Annotated in this window: 9 protein-coding genes; 4 read left to right on the top strand and 5 right to left on the bottom strand. The window is 53.3% G+C overall.

Annotated elements, in window-relative coordinates:
* Positions 1 to 28 precede the first annotated feature (28 nt).
* From ACFOET_RS19525 to ACFOET_RS19515, 3 genes are read left to right on the top strand one after another with little or no spacing between them, the layout of a single operon-like run.
* A complete protein-coding gene (locus ACFOET_RS19525; protein WP_379025844.1) occupies positions 29 to 3,247 on the top strand; it encodes a SusC/RagA family TonB-linked outer membrane protein in 3,219 nt (1,072 codons plus the stop codon).
* Between the two features lie 10 nt (positions 3,248 to 3,257).
* Positions 3,258 to 4,952: a RagB/SusD family nutrient uptake outer membrane protein gene (locus ACFOET_RS19520; protein ID WP_379025842.1), complete on the top strand. Its 1,695-nt coding sequence runs from the start codon at positions 3,258 to 3,260 to the stop codon at positions 4,950 to 4,952.
* 18 nt (positions 4,953 to 4,970) lie between these two features.
* The gene (locus tag ACFOET_RS19515; protein ID WP_379025840.1) at positions 4,971 to 5,810 is read left to right on the top strand and encodes a hypothetical protein; all 840 of its coding nucleotides are present in this window, start codon (positions 4,971 to 4,973) and stop codon (positions 5,808 to 5,810) included.
* A 75-nt stretch (positions 5,811 to 5,885) separates the two neighbouring features.
* On the opposite strand, the gene ACFOET_RS19510 is transcribed toward ACFOET_RS19515, so the two are convergent.
* The 5 genes from ACFOET_RS19510 to ACFOET_RS19490 all read right to left on the bottom strand — a co-directional run bounded on the left by ACFOET_RS19510 (position 5,886) and on the right by ACFOET_RS19490 (position 13,784).
* Positions 5,886 to 6,398, bottom strand: a complete 513-nt coding sequence (locus ACFOET_RS19510; RefSeq protein WP_379025838.1) for a TlpA family protein disulfide reductase — start codon at positions 6,396 to 6,398, stop codon at positions 5,886 to 5,888.
* A gap of 58 nt (positions 6,399 to 6,456) precedes the next feature.
* Complete coding sequence (locus ACFOET_RS19505) at positions 6,457 to 11,049, bottom strand: efflux RND transporter permease subunit (protein WP_379025836.1); 4,593 nt, start codon at positions 11,047 to 11,049, stop codon at positions 6,457 to 6,459.
* Between the two features lie 38 nt (positions 11,050 to 11,087).
* Complete coding sequence (locus tag ACFOET_RS19500) at positions 11,088 to 12,278, bottom strand: efflux RND transporter periplasmic adaptor subunit (protein ID WP_379025834.1); 1,191 nt, start codon at positions 12,276 to 12,278, stop codon at positions 11,088 to 11,090.
* A gap of 97 nt (positions 12,279 to 12,375) precedes the next feature.
* Positions 12,376 to 12,987, bottom strand: coding sequence for a TetR/AcrR family transcriptional regulator (locus ACFOET_RS19495; RefSeq protein ID WP_379025832.1), 612 nt, complete (start codon positions 12,985 to 12,987; stop codon positions 12,376 to 12,378).
* A 98-nt stretch (positions 12,988 to 13,085) separates the two neighbouring features.
* Complete coding sequence (locus ACFOET_RS19490; RefSeq protein WP_379025831.1) at positions 13,086 to 13,784, bottom strand: SRPBCC family protein; 699 nt, start codon at positions 13,782 to 13,784, stop codon at positions 13,086 to 13,088.
* A gap of 286 nt (positions 13,785 to 14,070) precedes the next feature.
* Here ACFOET_RS19490 and ACFOET_RS19485 point away from each other — a divergent pair, with 286 nt between their 5' ends.
* A complete protein-coding gene (locus ACFOET_RS19485; RefSeq protein WP_379025829.1) occupies positions 14,071 to 17,118 on the top strand; it encodes a SusC/RagA family TonB-linked outer membrane protein in 3,048 nt (1,015 codons plus the stop codon).
* Positions 17,119 to 17,128 lie beyond the last annotated feature (10 nt).

The raw sequence follows: 17,128 nt of genomic DNA, 5'->3' as shown, positions 1-17,128 counted from the left end.
GGTTATTACCATTATAAACAATGAAATCATGCGATCAATAATTTACACACAGTACAGGCGAAGGCTGCTGCACCTCACCGTGGGATGCCTGGCCTTGAATGCTACGGTGCTTCCCGGCCCCGTAGCTGCTCATGGAATTCCCCCGCTTACGTCGGCGGGAGAGCTCCACGCGCTTCAGCAAGCTGTCAGCGGGACGGTAGCCGACGATTCCGGTGTGCCGCTGGTCGGTGTTACCATTACCGAAAAAGGTACGGATAGATCGACAACGACCGATGCCGACGGCAATTTCCGTTTAACGGTATCTTCAGCAAATGCCATTTTGGTGTTTTCATCAATAGGATACGTACCGCAGGAAATTGCTTTGAGTGGGCGGCAATCGATAGCCGTAACGCTGGAGCCTGCACTAAATACCCTCGATGAATTGGTGGTCGTCGGTTACGGTACGCAAAAAAAGCGGCTGACCACGGGCGCCACGGTGCAGGTGAAAGGGGAAGACCTCCAGAGACTGAGCACCGGAAGCGCCTTGAACGCCATGCAAAGCCAATCGCCTGGTGTGCAGATCACCCAGAGCTCGGGCATGCCGGGGGAAGGATTCAACGTGAACATCCGGGGCATTGGTACTATCGGCCAGTCGCAGCCGCTGTATGTCATTGATGGCGCCGTCGGCGGCGACATCAACTCGCTGAACCCGACAGACATTGAATCTATCGACATTTTAAAAGACGCCGCGTCAGCCGCGATCTACGGAGCCCGTGCAGCGAACGGCGTGGTGTTGGTGACCACCAGACGGGGCAGAAGCGGCCGGATGACGCTCAACTACGACGCCTACTACGGTTGGCAAAATGCATACAAGATTCCCTCCCTGCTCAATGCGCAGGAGTACATGGCCATTCAGGACGAGCGGCGGTTCAACGATGGGCTACAGCCCTACAACTGGGCTAATGAAATCCCCGTGCAGTACGAGCAGATCGTGAACGGCACCTGGAATGGCACAAACTGGCTGAAAGAAGGCTATAATGGCAATGCTCCAACCCAAAACCATGCCGTCAACCTCAGCGGGGGCAACGAACGTTCCACCTTTGCCTTCGGCTACTCTAACAATAGACAGGAGGGGATTTTCGGGAGACCAGTGGAGCCGCAATTCAATCGACACACCGTACGCCTGAACTCCGAGCATGTCATCTGGAAAAACGACGACTTTGATGTGCTTAAATTCGGAGAGAACGTTACCTATGCCTACAATACGCGGGCCGGCGTCGGTATCGGCAACATCTATTGGAACGATATCAACAACATGCTGAAAGCCAATCCGCTGCTACCGATGCACAACAGTGAAGGCAATTACTACGACCAGGCGAGCAAGCAGGCAGACCGCTGGGGACTGGATGGCGCCGCAGCCAACCCGATAGCGTTGATGGAGTATGAGCGTGGCCAGAACATCAGCAAGAACCATTCGATCATGGCCAATGCATTTTTGGAGCTGCAGCCGATCAAAGACCTCCGCTTCCGGAGCAACTTCGGCTACCGCCTGAATGCTTCGTCTTTTCGCTCGTATGTGCCGGCCTTTGATCTCTCCTCGTTCGCCAGGCGATCGCCCGATGAAATACACCAGAACCAGAGCCAGGGCTACCGGTGGCTTTGGGAAAACACGGTCGCTTATCAGCGCGAAGTGGGCGACGGCCACCACTTCGATGCCCTCCTGGGCCAGTCGATGGAAAAAATCGGCATCGGTGAGGACCTCAGTGTCACCAACACGGAGTCGTCTTTTCCGGGCTCGTGGCGCAATGCATGGATTAGCAACGGCACAGGGGCTGTGCGTGCTGTCGGCGGCACGCACTGGCCAGAAGACGCCATAGCGTCGTTCTTTGGCCGTGTCCTTTACAACTACAAGGAAACCTACCTGGCATCGGTGATTATGCGGGCTGACGGATCGGCCAACTTCGCCCGTGGCAATCGGTGGGGATATTTTCCGTCGTTTTCGGCAGGTTGGGTAATGACGAACGAGTCATTCATGCAACCCGCTGCTTCCTGGCTGAACTTTTTCAAGATCCGCGGAAGCTGGGGACAAAACGGAAACTCGTTCATCAACAATTTCCAATACCTGGCCACCATTGCCATCGACACACAAAACGGCTACTATTTCGGCAATAATAAGGGGTCGCTCATCCGCGGGGCTTATCCCGACATCCTGGCCAACCCGGATGTTTCCTGGGAGACGTCTGAGCAGCTGAACATCGGGTTCGACGCGCGGCTTATGCGGGATAGGCTCGGGGTCGTTTTTGACTGGTACCGCAAGACCACCAAGGACTGGCTCGTGGAAGCGCCAGTATTGGCAAGCTATGGCACAAACCCACCATTCATCAATGGTGGTGACATCGAAAACAAGGGGGTAGAGCTTGGCCTGAACTGGAGCGACACGCAGGGCGACTTTACCTACGGCATCAGCCTCAACGGTGCATACAACAAAAACACTGTGACGCGTATTGCCAACGCCGAAGGCATCATTCATGGCGAGCCGAGCGTGCTCAGCCAGGGAACCACCGCCATGTACCGGGCACAGGTGGGCTATCCGGTCGGCTACTTTTTTGGGTACCAGACAGCTGGTGTCTTCCAGAACGCCGAGCAGATTGCAGACTACCGCGCACGTGGTTTGGGAATAATTGACGATGTACAGCCCGGTGACCTGATCTTCGTCGACACCAATGGCGACGGCGCCATCACAGAAGCCGACAAAACCATGATCGGAAACCCGCACCCCGACTTCACCGCCGGTATGAACCTCAACTTTGGTTATAAGGGCTTCGACCTGAATGTCACGGCCTACGGTTCCTTCGGCCATCAGATTGCCAAATCTTACCGATCATTCGCCGACAGCCCGCTGCAGAACTACACCACGGAAGTCTTCCAGCGCTGGCATGGCGAGGGCACGTCCAACCGCTATCCGAGGATTACGGCCGGCGGTCATCCCAATGCGCAATATATCTCCGACATCTATATCGAGGAGGCTGATTTCATCAGGATACAGAATGTTACTTTCGGGTACAACCTGAAGTCGGCATTTCCGAAAATGCCCTTCGGACAGGCCCGGGTGTATGTCGCCGCGCAAAACTTGTATACGTTTACCGGGTACTCGGGCATGGACCCTGAGATCGGGTACGGAGACGATCGTGCATGGGTGTCTGGCATAGACGTCGGTTTTTATCCGAGTCCGCGCAATTTCCTGGTCGGTTTGAATCTTACATTTTAACGATTGAGACATGAAAAGAATACTATATATCACGATGCTCGCCTGTACGATGACCGGCTGCGAGCGCTTTCTGGATACGGAAAGCTATGATAAAAAGAATACCGGCAATTTCCCCCGCACCGCGGCAGATGCCGAGCAGATGATCACCGGCATCTACTCAACCATGAGTACCGCCATATCCGATGCGGTGCACACCCACTTCTATATGGCAGAACTGGCATCGGACGACCGCTTCGGCGGTGGGGGCGACCAGGACCGGGATATGCAGGGACTGGATCACCTGATGAATACGCAGCCCAACCGCTTCCAACCTTTCTGGCGGGCGCGCTACCAAGGGATATTCCGGGCCAACACCGCCATCGAAACGTTGGATAATGTAACCAGTTGGGCGAGCGAATCGCAGCGTAACCAGCTGCTGGGCGAAGCTCATTTCCTCCGGGCGCTGTTCTTCTTCGAACTCGCGCAGATGTTTGGTGAGGTGCCGCTGACCATCCGGACGGAACCGGAGAACCTGCCCAAGGCACCAGCGGCTGAGCTGTATGCGCAGATTGGGTACGACCTGAAGCAAGCCATATCGCTGATGCCCAGTGTGGCCTACAGTAATGTGGTTGCGGGGCACGCCACCAAATGGGCCGCCCAGGCGCTGGCTGCAAGGGTGTTTCTCTTCTATACCGGCTATTACAACCAGACTGCACTCCCGGTGGCCAACGATGGCGGCGAGGTCAGCAAACAGGAGGTCATTGCTTGGCTGAATGACTGTATCAACAACAGCGGCCACGGCTTGGTGAGCGACTTCAGGAACCTCTGGCCCTATACGAACCCGCTCACTACCAAGGACTACGACTACGACTTTCCTAATATGGGGTGGGAAGGCGATGGCAACAGGGAAACCGTGTTTGCGGTTAAGTTTGGTAATTTTTCCGACTGGGGCCAAGATTACACGCTAGGTTATTCAAACCAATATGTGCTCCATTTTGGCATGCGCTCGCCCAATGGGCAAGCAGGCACGTTCCCTTTCGGCCAGGGATGGGGTGCTGGACCGGTAAACAGCAACCTGTGGAGCCAATGGCGGCAGGCTGAACCCAACGACCTCCGCCGCGCAGCATCCATTATCGATGCCCCAAACGACTTGGAAAACTACGTGTGGGGGGCAGACAACATGGTTGAAGAAACCGGATTTTGGCAGAAAAAATACATGCCCGTTACTGCCTATGACGACAACGGCAACCTGGTGCCGTCTTACGCTGTAGTGCGCGACGGATCAATCAACGACTTCCAGCGTGCCCATACGCAGGATCTCGTGCTGATCCGTTTTGCCGATGTACTGTTGATGCATGCGGAGCTTACTGAAGATGCCACAAGACTTAACCAGGTGCGCCGCCGGGTGAGCCTGCCTGAGGTGGCTTACTCGCTGGACGCCCTGAAGCGCGAACGCCGTTGGGAGCTGGCTTTCGAAGGGCAGCGCTGGTTCGACCTGATGCGCTGGCATGACGCTGCCGCCGCATTGGCCACGCAGGAAGGCGTACCGATCAGAAACAAGGGAGCTGACACCCAGATGCGGGCTTTCGGGGGCGGCTACCGCGCCCGGTATGAAGCAACAGGCGGATTTTGGCCTATACCGCAAAATGAAATTGACCTGTCAGACGGGGTGTTGACACAGAATCCGGGTTGGGGCACACCAGCCGCCGAATTTCCGGGATGGTAAACATTAAAGCTAAAGACAATGAAAACGTATAGGATATATAGTTTGTGGGTCATGATGCTGGCGCTGGTATATTCCGGCTGCGAACCCATCGAAGAACGCATGGCAATGGGCGGAGGAATCACTGCCGATCAACTGAACATCACGGCCACCCCTGTGGTGGTGGATGGCCAGAATTCCAACAAAATCGTATTGGACAACAAGAGCCCGGTGCTGTCCTCTTGGGATTTCGGCGTGGGTACCACGGCACGCAAAACGGACACCGTGCTGCTGGTAACCACTGGGGAGAATGAAATTATCTTTACCGGCCTGAACCCTGACGGCACAAAAATCACCAAGACGCTGACCGTTCGGGTAGATGAGCTCAGCTTTGAGGTTCCGCTGGAGTGGGGCTATCTCACCGGCGGTACCGAAAGGGAGTGGATATGGGATGACACCCAACCCGCCGTTTGGGGCAATGGCGGTTACCTGGCCAGTACCAAGCCCGAATGGTGGATGGTGCCGATCGGAGACATCAACGGTCAGGCCCCGGGTGAGGGACCCGGCGCCAAAATGGTTTTCTCACTGCGGGGCGCCATGCTTACTAAGGTAAAAGCCGACGGACAGGAAGAAGCCGGATTCTTTTCGTTCAATATGGCCCGGACCACCACTCAGGATGATGGCACCATTTGGGCGAAGGGAAAACTCACTACACGTGGGGTGACCGTACTGTGCGGCAAGTCGCCCGATGAGGGGAATGCGCCGGTTTACGAGTACGACATCCTCGTGCTCGATGATGACCGCATGGTGTTGAGCTACGCCCCTCCCGGCTCCGGTGCTTGGGATCCAGCCTTTTTTTGGGTATTCAGGGCGGTGGAGTAAACAGCATCGCCGTTAAAACTAACTATCCCCGGGACGAGCTATTGTTCCGGGGATTTTTGTTTGCCACCAGCCCCATCATCGCAAGGCATCTACGGCTTGCTGCAGCGCCGGATCGTCCGCCTTCACCGAGTAATATCGGGCTATTTTGCCATCCGGGCTGATGATGAGATAGCGCGGAATCCAGTTCAAATCAATGGCGGTGGTGAAATCGTTTTTCCAGCCGGTCTTAAACCAATAATGTTCTCCTTCGAGTTTAAATTTCTCGACGCCCTCCCTCCATTGTTGCTCCTCGCGGTCGAGGGAAAAATAGACGGTATGTACATCGGGGTTCGCCTGCTGGAATGCGTAAAGGGCGGGAAAGCCGTCAATGCAATCGGGGCACCACGTGGCCCAGATGTAAAGCAGTACCGTCTTGCGCTTGTTGCCTTCTAGTACCGATTTGGCGGTTGTCTGTTGCCCGCCGAGTGCGAATAGCGGCTGCTTAAGGGCGGTCGCCGTAAATTCAGTTTTTGAGACGGCGGGTGCTTCCTGCCCGCACGCAAACTGCACGAAGCAGGCAACGAATAAGATTGCTGAAAAGAGTCTCATGGGGCAAAGATACGGTTTATCAGTCGGCCGGTCAATTTCATAGACATCCCAGCGTTCATCAATTTACCCCGCCGCCCAAGCTCCGGTACAGCAACACGTAGGCTTCGATCTGCTGGCGTTTGAGATCGGCGAGCTCCAGCTCGCTTTGCAGCGCATTGCGCTGGGCTGTGATCACCTCCAGGTAGGAAGCCATTCCGCTGGTGAAAAGCAGCTGCGCGTTGGGAATGGCCTTTTCGAGCCTGTCTTTCTGCGACTGGGTCATTTCGATCTGCGCCCGTAGTTTGTCGATCTGCGCCAGGGCATCGGATACCTCGCCCACCGCGTTCATGACGGTCTGCCTGAAACGGATCACGGCATTCTCTCGCTGAATCTTGGCCGCCTCATATTGCGTCTTCAGCCTGCGGCTGTTAAAGACAGGCTGCATCACATTTCCTGCCAAGGTGCCGAACAGCGAGGCTGGCATAACAAACCAGTTGCTCGCCTGAAACGTATTCAGCCCGCCCGCCGCGGTGATGCGCAACGCCGGATAACGGCTGGCCTGCGCTATCCCCACCTGTGCGTTGGCCATCTCGAGCGCATACTCGCTTTCTTTGACGTCCGGCCGGCGGCTTACCATGGCTGCCGGTATGCCGATGTCAAACTGTTCGGGTACTGCAAAGCTGTGCAACTGAGCAGCTACCTTGATATCCTGCGGTTCGCTCGCCATCAGGATGCTGAGGGCGTTTTCCTGGATGAGTAGGGCCTGCTCGAGCCTGGGTACCCATGCCTTCGTTCGCTCCAGCTGTACTTCGGCCTGCTGAACGGCCAGGATGGTCGCTTGGCCAGCGGCATATTGGAGTTGGATGACACGGAGTGTGCTGTCATTCAACGCAACGTTGCGGTGGGTGATGTCGAGCTGTTCGTGCAGCATCAGCAAGGTGTAATAGGCGGACGCCGAGGCTGCGATGAGACGGGTCTGCAGCGACTTTACTGCCGCCATGCTTTGGAGGTAGGCCGCTAAAGAGGCCTGCTTTTGTTGCCGTATTTTGCCCCAGATATCAATCTCCCAGCTCACCCCCAGAGCCGCTGTAAAGTCCTCGATGTGGTTCGTACCGATAAAATTGCTGAGGCTCAATCCGTTCAGGCTGTTTTCCGACGGCCGCGACGTATTAGCCGAGAGGTCGGCCTGCACCGTCGGCAGCCAAGCTGCCCTGGCCTGCTTGAGGTATGCCTCGTTCAGCGTAATCGTGTTGAGGGCTACCTGCATATCGTAGTTGCGGGCCAGTACACTGTCGACGATCTCCTGCAGGGCTGTGTCAGTAAAAAACTGTCTCCATTCCAGTTGCGCTATACTGCCCGAGTCGGCTGCCGTCGCGGCGGCTGACGGTGCAGCGGCTGAGGCCGCGGCTGTCGGGGTGGCTACTGTCCGGAATGCATCCGGTATCGCGCCATCCATCCGGACGGTCTCCTTGCCGGCGCTGCACGAGTAGGCCAGTGCCGACACCGCCAACACAAGTGCGGCGGGCTGTATGGCCGGCCGGTTTTGCCGCTTGGCAGAGACCCGCTCTTGCAGGTATTGGAAAATCACGAAGAGAATCGGGATGATGAATATGCCCAGCAACACCCCCGTGAGCATCCCGCCCACGGCTCCTGCGCCGATGGAATGGTTGCCCAATGCAGATCCGCCAGTCGCGCGAAGCAACGGTATCATTCCTACAATAAATGCAAAGGAAGTCATCAATATGGGGCGGAGCCGCAGGCGTGAGGCCTCCAATGCCGATTCGATGAGTCCCATGCCCGCCCGTCTCCGCTGTAAGGCAAATTCCACGATGAGGATAGCATTTTTAGCGAGCAAACCGATCAGCATGATCATCGACACCTGTACATAGATGTTGTTTTCAATGCCCATCAAGTTGATAAATAGCATGACGCCGAATATTCCAAGAGGTATGGTCGTGACCACCGCCAGCGGCAGGATGTAGCTTTCGTACTGTGCTGCCAGTAGGAAGAATACAAATACCAGGCTCATGATGAAGATAACTGTCAGCTGTGAACCCGCATTCTTTTCTTCGCGCGTCATGCCGGTCCATTCGTAGGCAAAGCTTCGCGGCAGCACCTCTCTGGCCGTCTCTTCAATGGCCAAAATGGCGTCACCGGTGCTGTATCCTGCATTGGGCTTGCCATTGATGGTCACCGCATTATACAGGTTGTTGCGTGTTACGGTTTCAGGGCCATACACGCGGTTCAGCGTCACCATCGTATTGGCGGCAACCATGCCGCCGTCCGCATTTTTCACGTAAACTTCATTGAGAGAAGATGCGCTGGCACGGTAGGGTATATCCGCTTGCGCTATCACGCGGTAGAATTTTCCGAAACGGTTGAAGTCAGAGACGAAGCTGCTTCCGAAATAGATCTGCACTGTTTGCAGCAGATCACTTACATTGACGCCCAGCTGCTTGGCCTTTTCATCGTCGACTACCAGCTCGTACTGCGGATTGTTGGCCGTAAATGTGGTAAAGGCAAAGGCGATTTCATCCCGCGCGGTCAATGCGGCAATAAACTCCTTTGCGGTAGCGTCAAGCTTTTCCAGCGATCCGTTGCCGCGGTCCTGCAGCATAAATTCGAAGCCGTCTACATTGCCGAATCCCGATACGGTCGGAAAGGTGAAAAATACCGCTTCCGCACCCTTTACCTCGGCCGCCACCTTTTCCGTGAGGCTCGCTGCGATCGCTTCATAGTCTTTGATGGGTCCGCGCTGGTCTTTCGGCTTCGTGCGGATGAAGCCCGCGCCATACGGCGCCGCATTGGCGTTTGAAATAAAGTTGAGGCCGTCTACCTGATAATGGTTGAGGGTGAAAGGCTCGTTGGCTACGATTTCCTCGATCTGCTTCATCGCCCGCTCTGTGCGGGCCAGTGAGCTGCCAGGAGGGGTATTTACCGCATAGAGCACAAAGCCTTGGTCCTCTGTAGGAATAAATCCCGTGGGTGTCCGCTGAATCATCAGCGCCGTTGCGGCAGTCACCAGCGCCAAGCCCGATACTGCTACCCATTTGTGGCGCATCAATAGCTGTAAAGACTTTAGGTACTTCGTAGTGATAGCCGTAAAAGCCACGTTGAACGCCGTGAAAAAGCGCTTCATCAGCCCTCCGCGAGGTCCGCCAGCATGGCCGTCTGCGTGTGTACCTTTCAGGAACAAGGCGCACAGGGCCGGGCTAAGGGTGAGCGCGTTTACGGCCGAGATGAGGATGGCCACGGCCAGCGTAAAAGCAAATTGGGTATAAAACACGCCGGCCGGTCCTTGCATAAAGGTGACCGGCACAAATACGGCAACCATGACCAATGTGATGGAGACGATAGCGCCAGATATCTCTTTCATCGACTCCTGTGTAGCCACTCTCGGTGGCAAGCCAGTGCGCTCCATTTTCGAATGAACGGCCTCCACCACCACGATGGCGTCGTCAACCACGATGCCGATGGCCAATACCAGGGCAAACAATGTGAGCAGGTTGATGCTGAATCCGAAAAGCTGCATGAAGAAAAACGTGCCGATGATAGCTACGGGCACCGCTATGGCCGGAATGAGCGTAGAACGGAAGTCTTGCAGGAAGATGAACACCACCAGAAAGACCAGGATAAAAGCCTCGATGAGCGTATGGTTTACCTGACTGATGGATTCGTCCAGAAAGTCCTTTGCGTTGAACATGACAATCGGCTCAATGCCTTTGGGCAGTGTCTCCGAGAGCAGGTCAATCTGTCTCTTCGCTTCGATGAGAATTTCGTTGGCATTTGAACCCGCGGTTTGCAGCAGGGCAATGCCGGAGGTGGCCCCACCGTTTAGCCGGCTATTGGCCGCATAGGAAAAAGAGCCGAACGACACTCGGGCAACATCTTTCAGACGGACAACCTGCCCGTCGTTTGTAGCCTGGATAATGATATTTTCGTAATCTTCGTTTTGGCTGAGTTTGCCCTTGTACTTAAGCACATACTCAAACATTTCGGGACTGCTTTGTCCAAGCCTGCCCGGTGATGCCTCCACGTTCTGGTCGGCTATGGCCCGCATCACATCTTGTGGCGACAGACGGTAGGCCACCAACCGGTCCGGCTTCAGCCATATGCGCATGGCATATTCGCGGCCACCGAAGGGCTGCACCTCCGCCACGCCCGGTATCCGCTGCATCTGAGGAATGACGTTGATCTTCAAGTAATTCTGGATGAACGCCTCATCATATAAGCTGTCTTTGCTTGTCAACGCTACAAACATCAAAAAGCTGTTTTGCTGCTTCTGCGTGGATATACCTGCTTGGATCACCTCCTGCGGCATTTTGTTGCTGGCTTTGGAGACCCGGTTTTGTACGTTTACAGCCGCGATGTCCGGATCAGTTCCCTGTTTAAAAAACACGGTCAGGGTCATGCTCCCGTCGTTGCTGGAGTTGGAGGTCATGTATGTCATGTTTTCCACCCCGTTTACCGCCTCTTCGATGGGGGTGGCGACCGAGCGGGCCACCGCTTCGGCATTGGCTCCGGGGTAGGATGCCGTCACCACGACAGTGGGCGGGGCGATGTCGGGGAATTGGGAAATGGGCAGCGTAAGCGCCGAAATGGCGCCGAGAATAATCAGTAAGATGGATATGACGGTCGATAGTACCGGCCGTTCAATAAACTTTTGTAACATTGAATAGGGTTGTTTTAACTAAGAATAACTATTGTCCGCTACCTTGCCGCTCGGGCAATCAAGCTGTCGGGAGCCATTGGCTCCGGAATGATGGAAGTGCCATCTTGTAAGCGGTCCAATCCAGCATAGACGATACGATCGCCCACCTTCACACCGTTTTCCACGAGGTAATTCGTACCGCTTCTGCCCGATATGTGTATTGGGCGGGTTTCCACGCGGTTGCTATCAGCAAGTGCAAACACGAAGACCTTATCCTGCAGCTCGAAGGTCGCTTCTTGGGGCACGAGGATGACCGAGGGAGACTCATTCGGAATACGGACCTTTCCGGTATTGCCAGAGCGCAAAAGGCCGTCTTCATTGGGAAATACCGCCCGGAAGGTAATGGTACCCGTGCGGTTGTCAAACTGCCCGGACACAACCTCCACTTGCCCTTTGTGGGAATAAGTGCTCCCGTCTGATAGCACCAGCTCCACCGGCGGCAAGTTGCTGATTTTGTGATCAATCGTATTGCCTGGCACCCGGCTTTTGAACCGGATAAAGTCATTTTCGCTTAAGGAGAAATAGGCAAACACATTCCGGATTTCCGAAAGCACAGTGAGCGGTTGGGGCATAGCGGTGCCGACCAGGCTCCCCATTTTTAAGGGAATGCGCCCAATGTAGCCGGATACCGGAGCTGATATCACAGTATAGCTCAGGTTTATCTGGGCACTCTCCACCACAGCCCTGGCCTGCTGGACATTGGCTTCAGCGGCCCGCTCGGCGGCCAACGCGGCATTCAGCTGCACATCCGAGAGTACCTGGTTTTTTACCAATGGGGTAAGTTTGCCCACATCGATGCGTGCATTTGCAAGGTTCGCTTCTGCCGCAGCCAAGCTTGCTTTCGCGTTGTTGAGCTGCTCGGTGTATACTCGAGCGTTGATCCGGAAAAGCGGCTGCCCTTGCACGACGTAGGCCCCCTCATCTACATAGATATGTTCGAGCTGACCGTCCACTTGGGGACGTATCTCGATATCCCGGCTGCCCTCCACAGTTGCCGGATATTCGTCGTAGGTGGTAGCATGCTGGGTATGCAGCGTGATTACCGGTAGGCGCTGAGGCGCTTCGACAGCCTGCTCAGTTCCCGAAGATGTGCTGCATGCTTGGGCAACGGCCAAGATAAATAGCCATGCAAGCAGCTGTGGAAACGGGAAAAGCTTATCGTTCACGTGCGTTGAAGAGGTATTGTTCATGATCTTGTTATTATGTGATTGATGATGTAAAAAAAGCGTACTATATTCCTATCGCTATTATCTTTCCTAACACCGTTAGGTAATCAGGCAAAAAAAATTAGCCCTTCAAATTTTTGATGAATCCAGTAATGGCGTCATCGAGCACCAGTTTGTTCAATTGTTCTGTATCGTCCGGCGGTGCCACCATTTTAATGGAGATCAATCCGTGAAGTATGGACCAGAAGGTATGGTACTTGAGGCATGCGCTGCCCTCAGCATCGTCGTGATTTGTCGTCTCTATGATTTCAATGATGGGCGCCATCACCAAATCCCTGAACACCGAGCGTTCGGGCATGCACTTGTCCATCTCGCAGCTGGGCGCGCTCATTCCCCACATCAGTTGGTAATACTCCTTATTCTTGAAAGCGAAAGCCCAATACGCATCCGCCATTGCTTTGAGTTGTTCTGAAGGATCGTTAGTGCTCGCTTTCGCTGCCGTCAGTTTCTTGATAACCAGTTCAAATCCCTGTTTGCCAAATTCGAGTAAAATTGCTTCCTTATTTTCAAAATAGTCGTAGATAACGGGTACACTGTATTGTATCGCATCGGCAATCTTGCGGATGGACAGTGACTGCCACCCTTCATCCTTCACAATCTGCCACGCCGTGGTGAGGATGTTGGCCCGCATGGCCTCTTTTTCCCGTATTCTTCTTTCAGCAACGATACTCATCTAACTACTACCTAACACTGTTAGCAAAAGTAACGGGGTTTGGCTATCGGTGCAAGGAAATTTTGAAAACCTGAAGATTGGGTGACATTCCTCACTTGTTACCCTTCGCAGAGCTCCTTCAGGCTCTTAAGCGCTTTCGGATAGGTTTCACGGAAGTAGTCGACCATTTGGTCGTTCACATCAGTGTCCACCGTTACCGTGGTCATCTCGCCATCGGCAGTAAACGTATAGTTCTCGAATCCCCGCCATTCTTCGGCTACCGGCCCTTCGGTGATTTCGATATCGCCATCTACGACACCGACGTATTCGATAGAGACATATTCATTGGGGGTATTCTCCCGAATATATCCAACCATTCCCTCGCGTTTACCGTTTTCGCCGGTTCCGACAAATAGAATCTTTGAACCCTTCTCCCAGCCTCCGCCGACGGCGTCGCTTTCAAAGTCGGAAGACGGGTTGAAAACCGCTGTCCACTGTTTGAATGTCGTTTCGCCGATCATCGTCTCATACACCTTAGCTGTAGGGGCATTGATCGTTGTCTTAAATTGCAGCTTTTCCATGTTCATCTGTTTTTTGATGTCACTCCATGTTCGTGTATAATACAGCAAAGGTAATATCGAATGCTCGAAACAGCGCTGGTAGTACACGACAATATATGGGGGTATATGCGACAACAATCTTTTCAGAAATTCGAACTTATCGATCCACTGGAAAGCAACACCCGGACAAACGGGCCGATTGGAGGCAGCAAACGGACCGCCGTTTTTGGCTTCAACCGCTGATTTATAGGTGTTCATTCATTTATCCTATCAGCGGTCCTTCATCCTGTAAGCGCAGCGTACCGGATAAACTTACATTGCTCGCGGCAATCGGTCCTTTAGCGCTCATTAAGGCTGGTTAGGCTGCATTGGCCGGGAGCTGTCTTCCTTGTGGTGAATTTTGAGATGATTGCCTCACCCAATTGAGACATTATTTTACTTGCCGTAACGTTACTTTGCAATATCGCCCTTCTGGAAGGCGAATCGTTATAGACCCGATTATTAAATCAAATAATGAGATATGTATAAAACTATCCAATTTCCCATGAATTTGTGCATTCTTAGCGCCCGGCTAGCCCTTTGTGCGTTGCTGGGAGGTTTCATAACCGTTCCCGCACATGCGCAGCCCCGGAAAGTAACGGGAAAGGTTACTGCAGAGGGCGCGCCATTACCGGGGGTAAGTATAAAGTTGCATGGCAAAAGCCAGGAGGCGGTTACCGATGACCAAGGGGTGTATGCTATCAGCGCGGCGGCTAATGATATACTAATTTTTACCGCGCTTGGGTATGAAAAGAAGGAATTAGCTGTTGGACAGGGAGATCGAATTGATGTCGAACTTATACCGAAAGTTGGCGAATTGGGTGAAGTGGTCGTCGTCGGTTACGGTGTCCAAAAGAAATCAGATGTCACGAACTCGGTCTCTACTGTTGATTTCGAAGACTTACAAAATGTGCCGCAGGCAAACACGATGAACATGTTGGCTGGCCGCGTGGCTGGCTTGAACGTGGTGCAAGCAAGCGGTGAACCGGGCGACAACAATAATGAAGTCACCATTCGTGGTGTTGGCACCGTGAATGACGCGAGCCCGTTGGTCATTATCGACGGGATCGCGGCCACAATGCAGGACTTCAGCGTGCTGAGCCCAAACGAAATCGCATCGGTGTCCGTGCTGAAAGACGCGACATCCACGGCGATTTACGGGGCACGAGGGGCCAACGGCGTCATTCTGGTGACTACCAAGGCTCCGAAAGAGGGGCGTTTTAAGGTGGCGGTAAACAGCTATTATGGCATCCAGGATGCGACCGAAAAGCCGAAATTCGTAAATACTTGGCAGTGGATGATTCTGCATAATGAGGCGGCGAACAGAGAACTATACCCCCAGTGGGCGATTGATAATGTTCGCAATGGCATTTATACGGACACGTTTGCCAACTACAATCCGGTAGACGATGTATTTCGCCTGGCACCCCAGCATGCCCATAACCTAAATCTTTCCGGCGGATCGAAGGCGATTTCCTTTCAGGGGTCGGTAGGGTATCTCGACCAAGAGGGAATTTTGATCGGAAGCAACAGCGACCGCTTCAACTATCGGTCAAATGCCGTTGCTGAGATTTCTGCCGCAGTCAAAATGGGGCTTAACATCTCCGGAAACACGCTGAAAAGCCATGGAAGTTTCGGCGGGATCAATGGGTTGATGACAAACCTGTTCCGCAATTATCCGATCACGCCTCGTAACTATGCTAACGGCGACTGGGGAGTTTATAATTTGCACGACGGGCGTACCTTGATTCCCGCTCCCCTTTATGCGCAGATCGGCCGTACGGATGCTAAGGAGCGGCGCTCAAATATCATTTACTTCTTGGAGTACAAGCCCATTCGCGGACTGAACCTGAAAACCCAAGTGGGCTATACCAGCCGCAATCAGATGACCGAACGCTTTAATCCTACGTACTCCTACAATGCACCGGACGGTACTCCTGCAGCGATGAACAATATCAACACATTGATCAATAACGGCGCGGAAGACAACCAGCTACAGACAACCACTACAGCAAATTTTTCACAAGCCATGAGAGGAGGCCATCGGATTACGCTGTTGGCAGGGCACGAATACATTGATTTCAATCGATCTACCATGCAAGCCCGGGGATCAAACCTGCCAACAAACGATCATCAGGTGCTGAGCCGTGCTACTACTGACATCAGTATTAATGGAACGAAAGAGGGCTGGCGTATGCAGTCGTTCTTTGGCCGGGTGAATTATGCTCTCAAAGACCGTTATTTCCTGGAAGGAAACCTACGCATGGATGGCTCGTCGCGCTTTCCTGAAAACAAACAGTATATACTGCTTCCGTCATTATCCGGCGGCTGGATGATTTCTAATGAGCAGTTTTTTAAGCGTATGAATTTGGAAAATATAATTGACCAGTTCAAAGTCCGGGCGGGGTGGGGCAAGTCCGGAAACGACCGTATGGCACCAGGCACCGGGCAGCTAGGCAATTACGTCCATCAGCAGACCCTCAACTTAGAAAACTATTATTATTTTGGAGGAAACCTTTATCCGGGCGCGGCAATCACCGCTTTTGCGAACAAGGACATTAGCTGGGAAAGCACCGAGTCCAAGGGGCTGGGTGTTGACCTGACCTTACTGAAAAACTCACTTGATATTACGGTTGATATTTATGACCGGATGACCGATGGCATCTTGTTCCGTGTTCCGCTGCCTCCCTCATTTGGCGGTGCGACCCCTGCAATCCAAAACGTAGCTATGGTAGCTAACAGGGGGTGGGAAATTACTGTAAGCTATCAAAAATCATGGTCTGATTTCTTTTTTCAGATCGGCGGAAATTTATCCTATAACAAGAACAACGTTGTATCGCTCCGTGGTGAAGAAGTGCTCTCGTCACCCTTTATTTTACGCGAAGGCGAAGAGTTTAATTCGTTCTATGGGCTCGTATTCGATGGTATTATTAAAGACTCTACAGAGTTGGCTACGGTTCCTGCTCCCAATAGGAATGCATTAGAAATTGGGTCAATGAAATTTAAAGATATTAATGGAGACGGCAAAATCGATGACAAGGACCGCATGGTATTGGGGTCCAGCAACATCCCGTACGCATTTGGCATCAACGGAGCATTTACCTACAAAGGACTTAGCATCGCCTTTCTGTTGCAGGGAGTCAAAGGCAAAACAATTTTTGTCCGCGATTGGGGTAACCGGCCAGGAGACGGCGCTATTATGAATTTCTGGCGCGAATGGTGGGACAACCGCTACGATGCGGTGAATAATCCCGAGGGCACCTGGCCGGTGCTGAACCGGAGTGCACCAGGGTCTGGAGAAACATCGACCTTCTGGTTGCATGATGCCTCCTATCTGCGCTTGAAAAATATTGAACTGGGTTATACACTGCCAACGAAATGGCTGTCTAGCACCGGTATTACCGATGTACGCATTTTTGCTGCCGGCCAAAACCTGTTGACGTTCACGCCGCTTATCAAGCAGATAGACCCCGAAAGGCGGGCTGATGTGAGCCGGAATGTGAGTTACCCGCAACTGAAAGTAATGACGTTTGGTTTTAATGTTTCATTTTAATACATAGAAA

The sequence above is a fragment of the Parapedobacter deserti genome (assembly GCF_042646065.1).
GTDB classification, from domain to species: Bacteria; Bacteroidota; Bacteroidia; order Sphingobacteriales; family Sphingobacteriaceae; genus Parapedobacter; species Parapedobacter deserti.
The sequence above is the reverse complement of the archived record's forward strand: the minus strand, read 5'-3'. Positions and strand labels throughout refer to the sequence as shown.

Excerpts from the sequence above, each read along its gene's own strand:
- ACFOET_RS19525 (WP_379025844.1), top strand. The coding sequence starts at position 29 with ATGCGATCAATAATTTACACACAGTACAGGCGAAGGCTGCTGCACCTC.
- ACFOET_RS19520 (WP_379025842.1), top strand. The coding sequence starts at position 3,258 with ATGAAAAGAATACTATATATCACGATGCTCGCCTGTACGATGACCGGC.
- ACFOET_RS19515 (WP_379025840.1), top strand. The coding sequence starts at position 4,971 with ATGAAAACGTATAGGATATATAGTTTGTGGGTCATGATGCTGGCGCTG.
- ACFOET_RS19510 (WP_379025838.1), bottom strand. The coding sequence starts at position 6,398 with ATGAGACTCTTTTCAGCAATCTTATTCGTTGCCTGCTTCGTGCAGTTT.
- ACFOET_RS19505 (WP_379025836.1), bottom strand. The coding sequence starts at position 11,049 with ATGTTACAAAAGTTTATTGAACGGCCGGTACTATCGACCGTCATATCC.
- ACFOET_RS19500 (WP_379025834.1), bottom strand. The coding sequence starts at position 12,278 with ATGAACAATACCTCTTCAACGCACGTGAACGATAAGCTTTTCCCGTTT.
- ACFOET_RS19495 (WP_379025832.1), bottom strand. The coding sequence starts at position 12,987 with ATGAGTATCGTTGCTGAAAGAAGAATACGGGAAAAAGAGGCCATGCGG.
- ACFOET_RS19490 (WP_379025831.1), bottom strand. The coding sequence starts at position 13,784 with ATGAACACCTATAAATCAGCGGTTGAAGCCAAAAACGGCGGTCCGTTT.
- ACFOET_RS19485 (WP_379025829.1), top strand. The coding sequence starts at position 14,071 with ATGAATTTGTGCATTCTTAGCGCCCGGCTAGCCCTTTGTGCGTTGCTG.